Source organism: Bradyrhizobium quebecense (assembly GCF_013373795.3).
GTDB lineage: Bacteria > Pseudomonadota > Alphaproteobacteria > Rhizobiales > Xanthobacteraceae > Bradyrhizobium > Bradyrhizobium quebecense.
The window spans coordinates 1,752,647-1,767,702 of record NZ_CP088022.1 but is presented as its reverse complement, the minus strand read 5'-3'; the positions used below and the strand labels follow the sequence as shown (position 1 = coordinate 1,767,702).

Sequence of the window (15,056 nt, the reverse complement as noted above, 5' to 3'; positions counted from 1 at the left end):
GATGGAGGCCAGCCCCCATGGCTAAGCCGCTCTCGCCGGACCTTCGCCTTCGCATTATTCGGGCTGTGGAAGAGGAAGGCATGAGCTGTCGGGGCGCCGCCGGCCGGTTCGGCGTAGCGCCATCGACAGCGATCGAACTGGTCAACGAATGGCGCAGCACCGGCGCTTGTGAGGCGGGAGCGCAGGGCGGAGACAGACGTTCAGCTCGGATCGAGGGTCATGCTGCGGAGATCCTCTCCCTGGTCAAGGCTACGCCTGACATGACGCTGGCCGAGATCGCTGACCATCTCCTCAAAGTCCACGGCGAGCGTTTCGTGCCGAGCGTGGTCTGGCGATTCTTCGATCGCCGCAACATCACGTTCAAAAAAAACATCGCACGCCAGCGAGCAGGATCGGCCGGACGTGGCCGCTGAACGCGCGGCGTGGAAGGCATCTCAGCCTGAGATCGGCATCCATCGGTTGGTGTTTATCGACGAGACGGGAGCCTCGACCAAGATGGCGCGGCGCTATGGCCGCTCGCCGTACGGCCAGCGCTGTGTCGCAGCGCTCCCGCATGGTCATTGGAAGACGACGACCTTCGTCGGCGCGCTCAGAGCGACCGGCATGACTGCGCCGATGGTCCTTGACGGTCCCATGGATGGTCTGGCGTTCGAGGCTTACGTGACGCAAGTCCTCGTGCCGACACTCAGGCCCGGCGACATCGTGGTGATGGACAATCTCGCAGCACACAAGCGCGCCGAGGTCGGCATCGCAATCGATGCCGTGGGCGCCCAGCTCCTCTATTTGCCGCCTTATTCGCCCGACCTCAATCCGATCGAAATGGCCTTCGCCAAGCTCAAAGCCGCACTTCGAAAGGCCGCCGCCAGATCAATCGAGGCTTTGGACAACGCTATTGCCACCGCCCTGACCGCCTTCACCGCCCAAGAGTGCCTGAACTTCTTCGCCGCAGCCGGTTATGACCGTGTCTGATCAGAATCTGCTCTAGAGCATTTTCTGACCTGGCGGAATCGGAAGGGATTGAACTAAGCCGCTGCCGCGGCGTAGGGGGCAAGGTGGCATAGTGTGACGCACTGTTTCAGGTGACACCCCCGGGACGCTTGCGGGATAAACCGGGATTGCCCGGGAAGTGGCGAGTTCTCAAAGGGTTGGCTGGGCGGCGGCGTATCTTTGGCGGTAGGCCCTCGCGCAAGATCGAATAGCACCATGGGGGGCCCGACCGCTCTCGAAGCATCGAGAAATCGGCAACAGCGTTGCGAACTCGGACTCAAATCGGCGGCGACCGGCGTCCGGAGTCCGAGTTCGCTTCGGATTGCGTGAAAGCCTTTTAAATTGGGCACAAGTCCAAGCTTCAGCGCTAGCAGCCGGTGCCGGAACTCGGACTCGAACCCGGACTCTGGACAAGGGCTATTCCTCTTCTTCTGCCGCTATCGGTTGTTCGCCTGGTAGATAGGCGAAACCGGGGTCGATTCCCTCGGGAACCAATACGATCCGGCCGCCTACGATATGGGGCACGAGGCGTGACCGCGGCGCCCGATCGGACACCTGATAGCCGTAGCGATCGAGATCAGCGTCGGAAAGGGTTTCAACCCAGCAGTGGCAGAACCAGCCGTTCGGCGGGAAATGCGTTTGCCACCACGGATCGTCGACCGGCAGGATGGTGCCATCCCAAGCCTCGTGCTCAGCGCGCGGATGGGACTGTCCGGCGAGATGTTTGTACATCAGGTAAGGCCGCTGTGCCTTGACCTGCTGAATCTGTTCCCAACGGCCCGCGGCATAGGCCATGTTTACGTTGGTATCGAAGATCACGCTGCTGCGCCATCCGCGCGAGCCGTTGTAGCTCCAGCCGTGCTTTTCGACGATGTTGTCGAAGTCCTGACGGAATTCGTCCAGCGTGGTGCCATTTGCAATCGCTTTGTCGACGGCATCGTGGAAATCGCGGACCAGGTCCTTCGACGTCGCGCCAGCAACAGTAAAGGCGACCGTGTGTTGCTGTTGCCATAGGTCAGTCCAACTGGATGTCGGAACGTCCAGCTTTTCGCGCATGAAGCGGATCGCTTCCAGCGGATCGGTACTGAAGGCCGACGCGTCCACGGCTTGCAATGCAGCTTCGGACGCCCCGCAGCAACCGCACGAAGATAGCCGCTTCGGAAGGATGATCCGTTCAGCGACCGTCGACAATGTCGGTTCTCCCCGCCAGCTTCGCGATCACGAGAGCCATCTGGAGCGCGCGGGTCATTCGCGCTGGGTCCAGTTTCAGGCGCGCCAGATGCGTGCGCACATCCTCGAGCGACACCGCGCTCTGAAGCGCCGTCTTGATGTGATCGACCAGCTCGGTGAACGCCGGCTCACTCAGATTCTCGGCGACCCGTGCAAGCTCGGCTACTTCGTCGGCCGATCGGCGACGTAGCATACGGGCATGCAGCGAAGAAGCCGCTGCCGGATCGCCCAAAAGGCTTCCGAACGGCGATGGCGCCGCCGGCGCCGTCAAAACCTCTTCCTGCGGCCCCGGTTCGCGCAGACCAAGCTTGCTGCGCATCTCCACCATGCTGACTTTGAGACCCATCGGCACGAGCCTGGTGACGCCCTCGATCGTCTGCGTCAGGTCTTCGTCTTCGTCCCGTCCGATGCGAAGGGTCGGATATTTGAGCTGCGGCCCACGTTCGAGCTGTACCCACGCCTGCACCAAGTCGCGATTGAGAATCGCACTGAGTGCCTTTGCGTCGGCGCGTTCGATATCCTTTTGGACTTGCCGATGTTCCTGCCCAACGGCATGCCCGCCGGCGATTGCATCGGTTGTGGCGGTCTGTCCCAGGACAGCCTTGGACATCTGCCGATCCAGCCAGTCCGCGCGCCGCTCATAGAGATCACTACCGGCGCCGACGTTTTTCGACTCGATGAATTCGATCATCATCGATTCCGGAATAATGGCCGCAAGGTCGCCGGCGATGTTGGCGACCGCGTTGAACAGCGTGTCCTTGTCCTCGTTGGTCGAGCCGACCGGATACTTGCCGACGCGAACCGGCTGGCCGAACGTTTGCGAGAAAATGGCCCAGTCGCGCTGGGTGAAGCCCTTGAACATCCACCACCAGGCGGCTAGGCGCGCGATACCAGAGCGGATCGGCAGACCCGATTTTGCGCGGACGACGGTGGTGATGAACTTGAACGCCGGGAATGGGCTCTCTCCGGTCGGCGTCGTGACCGTGCTGATTCCAATCGAGTCATAAGAACCAATCAACAGCGGTGTCTTCCCGTCATTTCGATCGAACCGGAACCACCGAGGATCGCGCCACTCCAGTCGTTTCGGGAACCACTGGCCCATTGATGTGTCCCAGACGATCTCGGTAAAGCTGATGCCCTTGCCGATCGCGTCGAGCATGTTGAAGATTTCGCTCTCCAGTTCCTCCCGCTTCAACCAGGCGCGCACCATATCCGCCATCGAATTGGCTTCCGGCGTATCCTCCGCGGCCTCAACCTGAATATTGAGCTGCGACACCGAGCGCTTGCGGGTACCGAGCACACCAACGTAATGGAGGTCACGTTCTTCCACCGTCTCGGCAAGCTCGAAATAGCGCAGCGGATCGCCAGAATCGGCGGCGCGCAGAATATGAGCGAGGCGAATCGGATTTAGACCGTCACCCGGATAGCCGGTCACGGGCGATCGAACACCCGTCAAGGACGGCCCGGCGATCTCGCGCGTCAAGGCTTCGCGGACAATGGGCCGGCCATACTGATCAACAAGTCCAATGTCGGCCATCAAACGCCTCCAGGCTGGCGCGTGCCGCGTCGATCGACGGCGGCGGGAATCGTGGTGAAACAGTCGCAGGTTTGGGTCGCAAGCGAATGCACGCCATCGGCAGCGACGCCGGCGAGAATGGCGTTGGCGCTATAAAACGGCGAGCCCGGATGGATGCAAAATCCGACGTGGGTGCGGAACTGACTCATAGTGTGCCTCTCAATCGTGCACCCATCGGCGGCCGCCACCAATCGCGGGCCCCGCCAACCGGGTCACCGCCAGTATCCTCAAGCGGCGAGCGTCCATCATCGGTCGATTGCGACCGGTAACCGACCTCTCTCACGCCAGATCGCGTCTGCGCATAGCCCAGCGCGAGCGCGACCGCGAAGTCACCGTGCCGCTTCTTGCCGTCCTTCCCGTCGGTCTTGACGGCCGGAATTTGCGGGATGCCGCGGACGGTCGTGACCAGCGCGAGATCGCCGAGCAAGTCGTCATCCTTCGGCACGAGTAGCGAGCCGTCCTCGAAGGCCGCCTTCATCGGCGGGAAGTTTTCGAGATACCACTGCGTCGACAGCTTCACTTGCTCGATGCGCAACGCCCCGTAACGCTGGGCGGCTACCTCGGCGAGATAGGCGCCGTTACCGGTCGCATCCATCTTACCGCCGATAAAGCGCGGCAGCCGATCGCAGATGTAGAAGAGGACCTGACGCTGCTGTTCGAACGGGATGTTGCGCAGCTCTGCCACGAACGGCACGGTCCGCTTCAACGTCTTGCCGATCTCGATCGGAACGATGTCGGTCAAGTCGGAGACACGGCCAAAGTCCTCTCCGAAGGCATGCTGGCGGTCCTGGTCGAGCGCCTTCAAGGGCTCTTCAAGGTTTGCCTCGCACCAAGCCTTGATGTCGCTCTCGCGCCGATCTTTCGGCAGATAGGTAAACTCCGCCGAACGCTCCAGCCGGAACACCTTGAGATCGCCAAGCATCCGTCCTTCGATCAGCGGACGGGGCAGATAGGCGCCGCCGCCCTGCGACGGGACGCAGAATAGCTCTTCCTCGGCATGTTCGCCGTAGAACGCGACAATGCTGGCTCGCCATTGTGCCTCGTCTTCGATCGACCAGGTCTTTCGGGTAACAAGGGCAATTCGCCGATACAAGCCAGCCTGTAGCGCGTCGTCGAAAGTGCAACGGATGATCTTGAACGGATTGCGGCCGGCGCGCGCGTCCTCGATCAGCTTGTTGAAGGCGTTGTCGACGCCGAGATGGGTCGAGATCACCAGCACCTTGCCGCCCCACATCAGGAGCGCGAGCGCAGCCTTCATCACGCCGTCAAGATCGTCGTGGAATGCAGCCTCGTCGATGATGACATAACCCTGCCGGCCGCGCAGCGAGCGCGGGCGCGAGGCCAGTGCGACGATCTCGAAGCCGGAAGCGAAGCGAATGCGGAAGGCCTGGATGTTCTTGTCGGCCTCGCCGTCGTCGAACAGGAATTCCTCGATCGCAGCAGCGGCTTCATTGAAGCTGCGCGCCCACATGCCGCACGTGTCAATGAACTCGCGGGCCATGTCGAGGTTGAAGCCGACGTAGAAGGTGTCCATGCCGCCGGCGTCGCGCGCTGCAGCGGATGTCAGGACAGCGTCGGCTGCGACGCCCCACGTGGCGCCGATACGGCGCGACTTCTCGCAGAGGGTGACGGGGTTCTGCGCTGTCGATTCCAGAAGCTGCTTCTGGTAGCCAAGCAAGATATCCTCGACGCTGCCGGCTTGACGCGCCAGCTCGGCGCCAGCGAGAATGCCGGCGCGCCTAGTATAGGCCCACTCCTGTTCGGAGACGATGCGCGGGGCTTCGGTCATGCCCGGGTGATCTCCCCTTTTCAACAGGCCAACTCTGAAACGGCAGATGTCCCCATTGTCCCTCCAACTGCGATCTCGACAGCGGGAGTTGGAACCGGCATCCTACTGGCATGAGGATAGATCATGGCTTCGGAGCAATCGGGCTGCTTGTGCTGGCGACTTCGTTGGCCGTCGTGCTCACGACCGCCATTCCCATAACGGTTTCCAAGGAAGGTCTTGAGCTTAAGGATTGGCTTGGCTTCGCGGGTAACGTCCTGGCCGCCTTTGTTGCGCTCATCGCCGCAATCATCGCATGGTACGCCGTCCAGGATCAGATCGCAGCACAGCGCGATGCGACATTGCTTGGCGTCATGATGCGTGAAGAAGATAGACTTGAAGGCGACTTTCAAGCCTGCGGCGTTGGAGTCGAGTTCCTTAGATCGATCTATTCCGCAGAACTCGTCCCCGGCGGCGAGAACGTTCAAGGCTACTGCCGGCAACTTCGGAACCAGTTCGGGCTCAATGGCGACGTCACCGCGATGACGAGCATTCTCCGTGAAAAGCTCGGAACGCCGGCGTCGCCGAATATCCTCTACCTCATGGCAACGCACTGCGCTGCTTTGATGCGAGGTGCCGAGCGCGCCGAAGAAGCGACGCGGAAGATTGATCTCCTGGCATCCGACCCTGACGGGCGCGCATTGTTTGTTCGCGAATGGAACAAGATACCGCCGATTCGTGAAGCAACCTCCGTTGTGATCGACATAGTTCGAAAGCGTCAGGACGAAGCAGCTGAGCGCTTGGATGCGCTTCGCAGGAGGATCGATGCCGTCCTTGCCATTCCAGACTGAAGTCACGGCTTTGCCCCCGACGCGTTGATGCCCAGAATCTTCGACTTGATCGCCCTGACGGTCTCATCCGTGAGGCCCTTGGCTTTTGCGACCTGGTCGATCGCCTTGCTGGCCTTACTGGCCAGCTCGGCTTCAATCTTGCGGCGGCTCTCGGCCGAGATCTTCCGAGCGCCTTCCGCCTGGTTGAGCGCACGCGCCGTCATCATCAGCATCTCGGCGGTGTCACCATCGGCGCGCAGGTCGCCGGCGTTGGACAACATCTCGAAGATCAGCGTCTTGATGGTCTCGGCCACCATCAGCGTCACCGAGTTGTCGCCGGCCTGGTCGAGTTTCGGCGCCAGCACCGCGGCGATCGCGCGGGTCTCCTGCAGGCGCCGGCCATGGATGGCGATCGCCATGGCTGTGCGGTTGAACGCCGAGCGAGAGATCTGCGGCGGCTCGGCGGTCGCATCCTGCGACAGCGAGGCCGCCCTTAAACGGTCGTTGAAGCTGTCCAGAATTTCGATCTGGGTGAGCTTGCGCTCCTTCAGCTGTTCGAACGCCCAGGCACGGGCCTCGTCGGCCCATTCCGGCAGCTTGTCGATCGCGGAGATGCGGCCCCGGCCGCGCTCGTGCTCGGCGCGCGCCATTGGCCTACGCCTCCGGCGGTGACGGCCGCTTCACGCCGGTGATGACCATGCGCCGCTCGACGTGCTCGCCTCCCTTTGGCCGCAAGGTCGCGACCACGACGCTGCCAACTGCCGTCTTCTCGATCGCGCCGACCTCGGCGAGGTAGTTCAGTTCCTCGCGCACCCAATCACGCGACTTGGCGATACCGAAATTCTCCAGCACCTGCTGCAGAAGCGAGTCGTTGAGCGAATAGTTCGACTGCGCATGCAACTCGCGCAGGATGATCAGTCGGGCGTCTTCCCGGATGATGTCACGCATCAGCCCATCACCTTGTCAATCATGGCTTCTTGGATTCGGCCGGCCATTGCGCTGATCGGCTTCATCTTCTCGTTGAGGCCGGTCATCTCGGCCTGCATGGTTTTGAGCGCCAGCTCCAGCCGGTGCGTTACATCCTTGTCCGGCAAATGCTCGACGTCCTTCTCGACGGCTGCGATGCGGCCAGTCAGCAGCGAGTTGTCGGCGACCAGCACAGCGATCTTGGTGTCACGCGACTTGAGCTCCAGATCGAACGCAGCGAAGCGCTCGTCGGTCTTCTTCGCGGCTTCCTTCGATCGGCCATTAAAGATCGCATACAGCGACAGGGCAGAGTTAATCCCCATCGCGACCCACGGCGCGATCTCACTCCATTCCGACATCACTTGCCCTTCGCCAGCCGTTCACGCTGGTGCTGCTGACACGTCCTTGTCGCGTCGATGTTGCTGTTGGCCTCGCCGAGCGCGACGGCATATTCGCCGATGACGCGCCACGGGTCCGGATGATCCGGGACCGCCGGGTCATTGACGTTTTGCGCCAAGCGCTCGCAGTCGCGCGACAACGCCACGCTGTTGCGGATTGGCGCTCGCGTCAGCTCGACGCTGCGGGTGCTGCTGAAGGGAGCGCATCCATTCAAGCACGCCAGCAGGAGGATCAGCAGGGTTCTTGCCGAACTTCGATTCGTAGTCACTGAGCTTGCCCTCCGCATCCGACGCGCGCTTGTCGGCCTCCTGTTTGAGCTTGTCCGCTTCCTCGGCCGTTTTGCGCGAGACGTCCTCGAAATACTCCGCCCGCGCGAGGTCGCTCTTGAGCTGCTCGATCTGGTCGCGGCCATCGGCGACGCGGTAGCCGAACGCGAACATCGTCGCCGCGGAGGCGATCAGGCAGGCCGTGCCGGCGGCCCGGGCGTAGGGAACGACAGCCGGAACGAGCCTGTCGATGAACGGAAAATGCGCGATGGCGAAGGTCACGGCTGCGAGCGCACCGAGTAGCACGATCGACGGATACGAAGTCGCGAGGCCGAAGGCCACGTCGCCGGTCAGATCGCCGATGCTGCCAACGACGTTGTGCAGGACACTGTAGCTGTCGGACAACAGTTTCACGATCATGCCGGCTTGCCTTCCGGTACGTTGGCGAGGACGTCACCATCAATCGCATGCCGGGCTTTGCTGGTCTTGTGGTTGGCCCAGAGCGAGTAAAGGATCGTGCCAATCGAGATCGCCACGCCGATCACCGTCAGGATGGTGAAGATCTGCGTGACCCAATCCGAGCTGCCGGCGACAGGGGCGAGCGCATCCTTCGCGCTGTCGATCGCGCCGGTGACCACGCCGCCGCCGATGCCAGCCTTAACCGCGGTACCCGCGTCCATCGCCGGTTGCGCAACGTCGCTGGCATAGGCCTTGGCTTGGCCGCCATCTTCGTGCACTTTGGCGGGCTGCGGGCCAACCGAACCGGTCGCCCAAGCTTGTGCGATCGACTTCGCATTGGCGACACGGGCAGTCCAACCCTTGCCGAACGCATCCCAGGTCGAGAGGTGCTGAAGCATGCCGAGCCGGCGCGCTGCCATATCTGCGATCAGCGCGTCATGATCGGGATGGTTCAGCACCGCTGCGAGCGTCGCTTCGCCGATGTGTCCGTCCACATCATTCATACGTAGCGCGCGCTGCAGCCACTTTGCCGCCTGGAACGGCCCCGAGTTTACCGCACTATCGAACAAGAACAGATCGACGCCGGGCGGCAGTTCGTCGGCGCGGATCGCGTTCCAATACTGGGTCCGATAGATATCGTCCCGCTCGGTCTTCCATTCGGCGGTGCCGCGCATCGCGGCGGTCAAGGGGCGGCGCTTCAGGCCCTTGCGGTCTCGATAACCGTCGTAGACGCGCTGAATGATGCCTTCGAGCGTTACGCCGCCTGGATCGCGCGGGTGGTTGCTGTAACCGCCCTCGTAGCGCAGGATGAGCGGCATGGACTTCTGGAAGTCGCGCTTCAAGACGACAATTCCCCCGATGCGGTGAGCAGCGGAGGAATCCCGTATTTTCCCGAAATCAGTAACCCTGACACATGTCAGGGTGTTTCCAGATGTGTCTGATCAGAAGAGCCGGCCTTGCTTGCCGTCGTTCTTGACACGTAGCTTAGCCCGGCGTCGATGCACGGTGCGCTGTGACAGTCCGATGCGGCGGGCGATCTCGGTCGACGAAGCGCCTTGATGCTCTAGTCTTTCGACCCGCTCGTGAATAGAACGCACGAACTGGCGGTATGTACCCCCGATATGGAGAGGTATGTCAATCCGCTGGCCACGGCCGTCGACCTGAAAGTGCTCGCAGAGCTTCTTCGCCAGATCGTGGCCGACGCACTCGACCAGCCAGTATTCTTTCCAATCCAGCCTGGCTGCGCTGGGGATGTAAACACGTGTTCCCCCATGGCGTGCAGCGATCGACAGCGCGCCGGCTTCGCCGATCACGTCCGCGATCTCCTGCAAGATGCCTGGGAGAGGCTTCGTCACCGCTTCGACCTCTTCGGTCGCTTCGCGGTCATGTTGGGGCTGAGGACGGTGACGACGATGCTGTTGACGATCACGTACCTCAGACCGTCCGCAACGACCGTCAGCTCCTTGCTGCCGATCGATCCTGCGGCAACGACGGCGCGATTTAAAGACCCTTCAATATGCCCGCGCAGACCTTCGGTATCGAGGCCACCGACACGCTCGATGAAACGGAGCAACGCATGATCGCAAACACGCACGGGTCGAATCGGCTTGGGCATTTTTTGAGTCATTGTTTTGCCTACGCCTACCGAAAGTTGCCGCGTTCGACGATGCCGACTTTGGCATCATTCGCTGCTGGTCTGTGCGCTACTCGCGTATGTGCCGCGCAATACGGGAGCCCCCGCAGCGACGAATGGCCGCAGAAGCCGAAGTCGTCATCGCCGACCGCGCCGATCGGCCAATGGCATTTCTCGTCAGTCAGTTCGACGAGCGGTATCGGCTTGCACTCTGGCGGCGCTGTAAACGCGACATCGACGCGCTCCGACACCATGGCAAGGGCCGATGCGACGCGAGTGATACGGCGCGGATCATCCCCCCTGGTGACCCTCGGTCGCGACGCGCGCTCTCTGGGAGGGCGACCGAAGGTAGGCGGGCGGCGGCGATCGGTCAGGCCGAGCCGATTAGCCTTGCCGATCACCGCACTGCGCGAGATACCCATCTCTGCGCCAATCTCGGCCGCGCTCATTTGGTTGGCCTTCCAAAGGGTGGTCAGGCGCTCGATCCGATCCGGCGTCCAGGTCACGGCGTTCATGCCTCTGCTCCGCGGCGATCGAGCGCAGCGCGCAGCTTCCGCCCCAGGCCCTGCTGCACGTCGTCATAGTGATGGGACTCGAAGGTGCTCCACTGGTTCTGCCTGGTCACTCGGCCGGCATAGTGAAGAAGGTCTTCCATCGGGTTGACCGCGCCGCCGATCGGCTTGACGTCGCCGATCTCGATCAGCCGCCGCCACTGCGCGTCGAGCACCGCGCGCTTGCGGGCAATCACATCGTCACGGCCGACCGATCCGTCCGGCCACTCGACGCCGCCGTCGCGGGCGAGCCATGATTTCAAGCCCTCGATTGCCGAACTGCCGGCGCGCGGGTCATTTAGGAAGCGCACGTGCGAGACGCCGGTCTGCCGCTGCAGATACGACAGCATCGCCTTGTCCGATCGGTCTCGGACGATGCCGAGATTGTAGCCGGATATCCAAAGCGCTCGGAGCTTGGCGCCGATCGGGCCGTCCAGGCCGGCAACCTGGCCCAGCGCGGTGCCGGTGCCCGCGAGGTCGCGCAGTTTCTCGATCACGCGCTGGGCATCCCGAACCGACAAGTCCTTTGCGCTGACGACGCCAGCCTCGCGCCGCAAGAAATCGCGGTAGGTATCATCGTCGCCAAGGCCAGCATTCCGCTTCAAGGCGTGAATCGCGGCGATCATGCTGGTGGTGGCTGGTTGGCTCGAAGGTCTCACGATTGAACTCCTTCAGTGGTCCGGGTTTTCTTCTGAGGAAAGCCGTATTGATCGCGCGTGCCGATCGGCACGATCGCAAGTTCGAAGCCGAGCACACCGAGAGCTGCGTCGATCGTGTCGAGCATCGGCATGTGGGCGGAGCGCCAGCCCGACAGCGCGAAGGCACTGACGCCGGCAGATCTCGCGACGCGCTTCCGCGAAGCCTGCTGATCCGCCATTTCGCGGAACAGGCCGCGGACGAGCGGATGCGTATGGTCGGCGGCCGTGATCCGGCGGGGCCGCCGGGTCGGGATGCTGGCGAGCTGCTTGGCTCGGAACGCCGGATCGGCATTTCGAGCGATCATCTCAGCGCGCTTGGCCTCACGTTGCGCCGGCGTCCATTGCTGCGCGCTCCTTCGCGCGACAAAGTCCGGCTCGGCATTGAGCTTCTTCATCAGAGCGGAATGCCGAGCCTTTCGCGCTGGCGACCATCCTGCCGAGGTGCCGGTCACGCCGCGACCCTTCCTTCGGCGTCGTCGAAGAATAGCGCCACGGCATCGGCCACGACATCGTCCGGCCTCTCACCGGTCACGGCGCAGTGCGCGCGTAGCTTTGCTTCTACGATCGGGGGCAACACGTGGCCAGCGCATGCCGCTTCATCCGGCACTATGGTGATCGAGCGAGCGCGGTTCGGCAGCATCGTGATCCAGCCCCGCTCTTGAAGCGCGGTTAAAAGAAGGATCACGTGACCGGGCGAACGGAGGCCAAGCAGCTTCGCCAGTTCGCGCCGGCTCGGCGCCTGGCCGAGGCTTTCGATGTGGTGCTGAATAACTTCGAAGCAGTCGCGTTGACGCGCGGTGAGGCTCATGCGGATCACTGCGCGGCCTCCGCAAGCTGGGCGCCGAAGGGTTCGACCTCGAACGTCTCGCCTCCGCTGCCGACGCGTACGCCCTCGATCGTGCGCGCGAGGGCGGGATTCTTGAGCATCGCCTCCTTGTCGATCTCGGTGGAGACACGGAGGAAGTTCTTGTAGGTCTGCGCGCTGGCAACGTCGTTGCGTCCTAGCGACTCGTTCGCCTTCGCGACGATGCGATCGACGATCTTCACGTGCTCGCCAGTCAATGTGACCTTGGCGGGCTTGGACCGCCATGCGACCTTGCCGGTGGCGAACTCAGCAGTCTTCAGGCCGCTGTTGCCAAGCAGCGTTTGTCGGTTGGTGTCGCAGTAGAGCTGAAGGCCCTTGAACAGCCGTTCCGCCTCTGCAAGGTGCGGCGCGGCGTCTTTCTCCGCGTTGGCCTTCACCTGGGCGAGGCTCTCCTTCATCGCCGTTTCGATCAGCTCGACTTCGCGCACGGCCTTGCCGAACGCGCCAATCATCGCCGCGACTTCCTCGCGGTTCTGCGGGATGCGGAGATCTGCAGCAGCGGCTTTACCCTTAACCATTGATAGGTTCCTCTTGCGTTGACGTGGGCTGGCCGTAGCCGATCGCTTCGAGCGAAGCGCCGATCACGGCGACTTTGTTGGACAGTTCGCGCCGCATGACGGCGCGGACATCCCGGTCGCGCTGCGCCTGCACCAGGTCGGCAAAGGCGAGCATGTCGTAAGTGCGATCGACGATCGGCCGGAGCTGTTCGATGCGCCGTGCCATCGCGATGATCTCGATCGTGGACGCCTGTATCGCAAAGCGCGTGCTGGATGACGCGATGCGCGCGGCGACGTCGTCGGGGTTGATCAGGGCGACCTGGTCGGAGAGCGTCGCCTGGCGTGCCGGTGCGTCCGCAATGTCGTTCACGCCGCGCCTCCGTCGATGACGCGAAACTTGCGCGGCTGCAGGACGACGACGCGGCTGTCGGGTGCGGGTGCTTCAGCGGCGATGTCGATCACCGAAGGGTCGACGCCCAGCTCCAGCATGGCGACCCTCGCATGGAGCGCGCGCAGGCGGCGGTCGAACTCCAACCAGGCTTCAAGGGTCGGATACGGCTTTCCGTCCGACCATGACTTGAACGTCTTGCAAAGGTCCGCGATTTCAGTTGCCAACATTGTCATCCTCCTTGATGCGGGAATGGACGCACCGCTGGACGCCGAGGCCCCGGCAGTTGCGATAGATCAGCGCGCGCACCGACGATGCGCCGGTGTTCGGCATCTTTTGCTGATCGAGGCAGTAATCGAGCGCGATCTCGCCGACTGCCGGGCACATGACCGTTGCGTTCATGAGCGCGCCCCGGATTTTTGCCTTCACCCGTTCGACATCGCCGGGATACTTGTTCGAGATCACCTGCGAGACGACAGCGCCCGAATAGCCGATGCGCTTGGCGACCTTGTCGGCAGTCGTGCGCTCCGCTTCCTCGGCCAGCATCGAGACCTCGGCCGACATGTTGTCGCCCCAGGCGGCGCGAGCTTTTGCCAAATAGTTCGGCTTCATTGGCGTGCCTCCGTCGCGATCGGCTCGGCGCCGACAAAGACCTTCGTGTTCGGGTCCCACATGACGTCGGCATTCACCGCTCGGCGCTCGGGTGCCTTTGGACCGGTGTTCATCGACGGCTTCAGCCGCCACGTGGCACCTTTCGGGCCGCCGCTTGGCGAGGTGATCACCAGATAGCCGGCGTCCGTCAGGCGCATTACGTAGCGTTTGGTGCCCTCGTAAGTCGGCCTCACGTCCTCGGTGGTTGCGGCGAATGCCAGCTCGCGCAGACCGAACGATTTCAACGTGCGGATCGCTGTCCAAAGGTTCTCCTGCGCCGTTGCGGGAATGATCGACCCGTCGCGACGGACACGCGGCGCGATCCGCTGGCGCTTGACCAGGCGGAAGACGGTGCTGGCGCGGTTGGCCTTTCCCGCCCTGACGATGTCGAGGAAGCCAGCCTTGCTCAGCGACCAGACATAGACCTGGATGTCGCCACGCCCGACGTTGCTTTGGTCGTCGACATCGTTGATCGTAAAGTCGCCCTTTGTGTCAGCGAGCTGGCAGATGATTTGCCAATAGCCCTCCTGTCCGCGGGGAACGCGGACAGGAAGGTTGGCCGGGACATAGTGCTGCGAGTTGTGGCGCATCGATCAGGCCGCCTTCCGCTCGCGGCGCGGATACTGTTCGATGTGGCGCGGCGCAGGCGGCTCGCCGGTGTAAAAATCGGCCGCGCCCCACAACTTCATGTCCAGAGCTTTCATGCTCTTGTTGCGCGCCAGCTCCGCTGCCTGATCGAGGTTCACAACGATGCGGCGGGCACGACCGCCAGAGCGTGCCCGGATTTCTTCAAGCAAGTCATCCTTGATGTCGACCTTCGGCGCGAAGGCGTTAGCGAGCGCGCGCGCGTCCTCAAGGTCGCAGGGTTGCGCTGGAAACCAGTGCAGCACGCGATTATGCATCCGCTCGACGGTCAGCAGCTTCGCCGGCAGCTTCTCTTCGCCGACCAGGATGACCGGCGCGCCCGACGCCTCCTGCAGCTCGCGCACGATCTCAATCATACCCTTGTCGACCAGCTTGTCGGCTTCGTCGACGATCAGCGGCCGGCGCGGGTCTTCCGCCAAAACGCTCTTGGCCATGTCCGACAGATCGGAGATCGGCCAGCGCTCCTTCACCGTCTCGCTACACTCCTTGAGGATTTGGCGCAGCAGCGTGCGGCGCGTCCAGCTATCGCCGACTTCCACTCGCAGCGCCTTGGTGCGATTCTGCGCGAAGATCGAGGCGTAGGTTTTGCCGTAGCCGGACGGACCATGGCAAACGCCGAAGCCCGGCAGATGCGGCGAGCGTTCGATCAA

General features: G+C 62.8%; 23 protein-coding genes. 2 read left to right on the top strand and 21 right to left on the bottom strand.

What is annotated here, in order from left to right; translation table 11 throughout:
- The first annotated feature begins 17 nt into the window (after positions 1-17).
- Positions 18-969, top strand: a protein-coding gene (locus tag HU230_RS08165) for an IS630 family transposase (RefSeq protein ID WP_476727278.1) whose coding sequence is annotated in 2 segments (ribosomal slippage) — positions 18-355 and positions 354-969 — 954 coding nt in all. Because the reading frame shifts where the segments join, the coding sequence is not laid out codon by codon here.
- 435 nt (positions 970-1,404) lie between these two features.
- Here the strand turns inward: HU230_RS08165 and HU230_RS08160 are convergent.
- From HU230_RS08160 to HU230_RS08150, 3 genes are all read right to left on the bottom strand, one after another.
- Positions 1,405-2,178, bottom strand: coding sequence for a phage head morphogenesis protein (locus HU230_RS08160; RefSeq protein ID WP_176532118.1), 774 nt, complete (start codon positions 2,176-2,178; stop codon positions 1,405-1,407).
- A complete protein-coding gene (locus HU230_RS08155; RefSeq protein WP_176532119.1) occupies positions 2,162-3,754 on the bottom strand; it encodes a DUF935 domain-containing protein in 1,593 nt (530 codons plus the stop codon). Before HU230_RS08155 ends, HU230_RS08160 begins: the two co-directional genes overlap by 17 nt.
- A 184-nt stretch (positions 3,755-3,938) precedes the next feature.
- A complete protein-coding gene (locus HU230_RS08150) occupies positions 3,939-5,582 on the bottom strand; it encodes a terminase large subunit domain-containing protein (protein ID WP_176532120.1) in 1,644 nt (547 codons plus the stop codon).
- 164 nt (positions 5,583-5,746) lie between these two features.
- On the opposite strand from HU230_RS08150, the gene HU230_RS08145 reads away from it, so the two are divergent.
- Positions 5,747-6,409 (top strand): hypothetical protein, encoded by a 663-nt coding sequence (locus HU230_RS08145; protein ID WP_176532121.1) that lies wholly within the window; start codon positions 5,747-5,749, stop codon positions 6,407-6,409.
- A 2-nt stretch (positions 6,410-6,411) separates the two neighbouring features.
- Here the strand turns inward: HU230_RS08145 and HU230_RS08140 are convergent, their stop codons facing one another.
- The 18 genes from HU230_RS08140 to HU230_RS08055 form a co-directional block, all read right to left on the bottom strand.
- The gene (locus tag HU230_RS08140) at positions 6,412-7,038 is read right to left on the bottom strand and encodes a DUF3486 family protein (protein ID WP_176532122.1); all 627 of its coding nucleotides are present in this window, start codon (positions 7,036-7,038) and stop codon (positions 6,412-6,414) included.
- 4 nt (positions 7,039-7,042) lie between these two features.
- The gene (locus HU230_RS08135; RefSeq protein ID WP_224943100.1) at positions 7,043-7,336 is read right to left on the bottom strand and encodes a VpaChn25_0724 family phage protein; all 294 of its coding nucleotides are present in this window, start codon (positions 7,334-7,336) and stop codon (positions 7,043-7,045) included.
- Positions 7,336-7,713 (bottom strand): hypothetical protein, encoded by a 378-nt coding sequence (locus HU230_RS08130; protein ID WP_176532123.1) that lies wholly within the window; start codon positions 7,711-7,713, stop codon positions 7,336-7,338. The genes HU230_RS08135 and HU230_RS08130 overlap by 1 nt, the downstream gene beginning before the upstream one ends.
- Positions 7,713-7,871, bottom strand: coding sequence for a hypothetical protein (locus HU230_RS08125; protein WP_176532124.1), 159 nt, complete (start codon positions 7,869-7,871; stop codon positions 7,713-7,715). The genes HU230_RS08130 and HU230_RS08125 overlap by 1 nt, the downstream gene beginning before the upstream one ends.
- Entirely contained in the window at positions 7,852-8,424 is a 573-nt protein-coding gene (locus tag HU230_RS08120) for a hypothetical protein (protein ID WP_210284263.1), read from the bottom strand. The genes HU230_RS08125 and HU230_RS08120 overlap by 20 nt, the downstream gene beginning before the upstream one ends.
- A gap of 11 nt (positions 8,425-8,435) precedes the next feature.
- Positions 8,436-9,320 (bottom strand): glycoside hydrolase family 108 protein, encoded by an 885-nt coding sequence (locus tag HU230_RS08115; protein ID WP_176532126.1) that lies wholly within the window; start codon positions 9,318-9,320, stop codon positions 8,436-8,438.
- Between the two features lie 99 nt (positions 9,321-9,419).
- Positions 9,420-9,833 (bottom strand): AsnC family protein, encoded by a 414-nt coding sequence (locus HU230_RS08110; protein ID WP_176532127.1) that lies wholly within the window; start codon positions 9,831-9,833, stop codon positions 9,420-9,422.
- The gene (locus HU230_RS08105) at positions 9,830-10,093 is read right to left on the bottom strand and encodes a hypothetical protein (protein ID WP_176532128.1); all 264 of its coding nucleotides are present in this window, start codon (positions 10,091-10,093) and stop codon (positions 9,830-9,832) included. The genes HU230_RS08110 and HU230_RS08105 overlap by 4 nt, the downstream gene beginning before the upstream one ends.
- 26 nt (positions 10,094-10,119) lie before the next feature.
- Positions 10,120-10,626 carry a GcrA family cell cycle regulator gene (locus HU230_RS08100; RefSeq protein ID WP_176532129.1) on the bottom strand — a complete coding sequence of 169 codons (507 nt, stop codon included), beginning with the start codon at positions 10,624-10,626 and terminating at the stop codon, positions 10,120-10,122.
- Complete coding sequence (locus HU230_RS08095) at positions 10,623-11,321, bottom strand: regulatory protein GemA (RefSeq protein ID WP_176532130.1); 699 nt, start codon at positions 11,319-11,321, stop codon at positions 10,623-10,625. Before HU230_RS08095 ends, HU230_RS08100 begins: the two co-directional genes overlap by 4 nt.
- On the bottom strand, positions 11,318-11,755 hold the full coding sequence (locus tag HU230_RS08090; RefSeq protein WP_176532131.1) for a hypothetical protein: 438 nt from the start codon (positions 11,753-11,755) through the stop codon (positions 11,318-11,320). Before HU230_RS08090 ends, HU230_RS08095 begins: the two co-directional genes overlap by 4 nt.
- 53 nt (positions 11,756-11,808) lie before the next feature.
- Positions 11,809-12,168: a LexA family protein gene (locus HU230_RS08085; protein WP_224944125.1), complete on the bottom strand. Its 360-nt coding sequence runs from the start codon at positions 12,166-12,168 to the stop codon at positions 11,809-11,811.
- 5 nt (positions 12,169-12,173) lie between these two features.
- Positions 12,174-12,743: a host-nuclease inhibitor Gam family protein gene (locus HU230_RS08080; RefSeq protein ID WP_176532133.1), complete on the bottom strand. Its 570-nt coding sequence runs from the start codon at positions 12,741-12,743 to the stop codon at positions 12,174-12,176.
- A complete protein-coding gene (locus HU230_RS08075; protein WP_176532134.1) occupies positions 12,736-13,092 on the bottom strand; it encodes a hypothetical protein in 357 nt (118 codons plus the stop codon). The genes HU230_RS08080 and HU230_RS08075 overlap by 8 nt, the downstream gene beginning before the upstream one ends.
- Positions 13,089-13,340 carry a hypothetical protein gene (locus HU230_RS08070; RefSeq protein ID WP_176532135.1) on the bottom strand — a complete coding sequence of 84 codons (252 nt, stop codon included), beginning with the start codon at positions 13,338-13,340 and terminating at the stop codon, positions 13,089-13,091. Before HU230_RS08070 ends, HU230_RS08075 begins: the two co-directional genes overlap by 4 nt.
- A complete protein-coding gene (locus HU230_RS08065) occupies positions 13,327-13,722 on the bottom strand; it encodes a transcriptional regulator (protein ID WP_176532136.1) in 396 nt (131 codons plus the stop codon). The genes HU230_RS08070 and HU230_RS08065 overlap by 14 nt, the downstream gene beginning before the upstream one ends.
- Positions 13,719-14,351 carry a hypothetical protein gene (locus HU230_RS08060; protein WP_176532137.1) on the bottom strand — a complete coding sequence of 211 codons (633 nt, stop codon included), beginning with the start codon at positions 14,349-14,351 and terminating at the stop codon, positions 13,719-13,721. Before HU230_RS08060 ends, HU230_RS08065 begins: the two co-directional genes overlap by 4 nt.
- 3 nt (positions 14,352-14,354) lie before the next feature.
- Entirely contained in the window at positions 14,355-15,056 is a 702-nt protein-coding gene (locus HU230_RS08055; protein ID WP_224943091.1) for an AAA family ATPase, read from the bottom strand.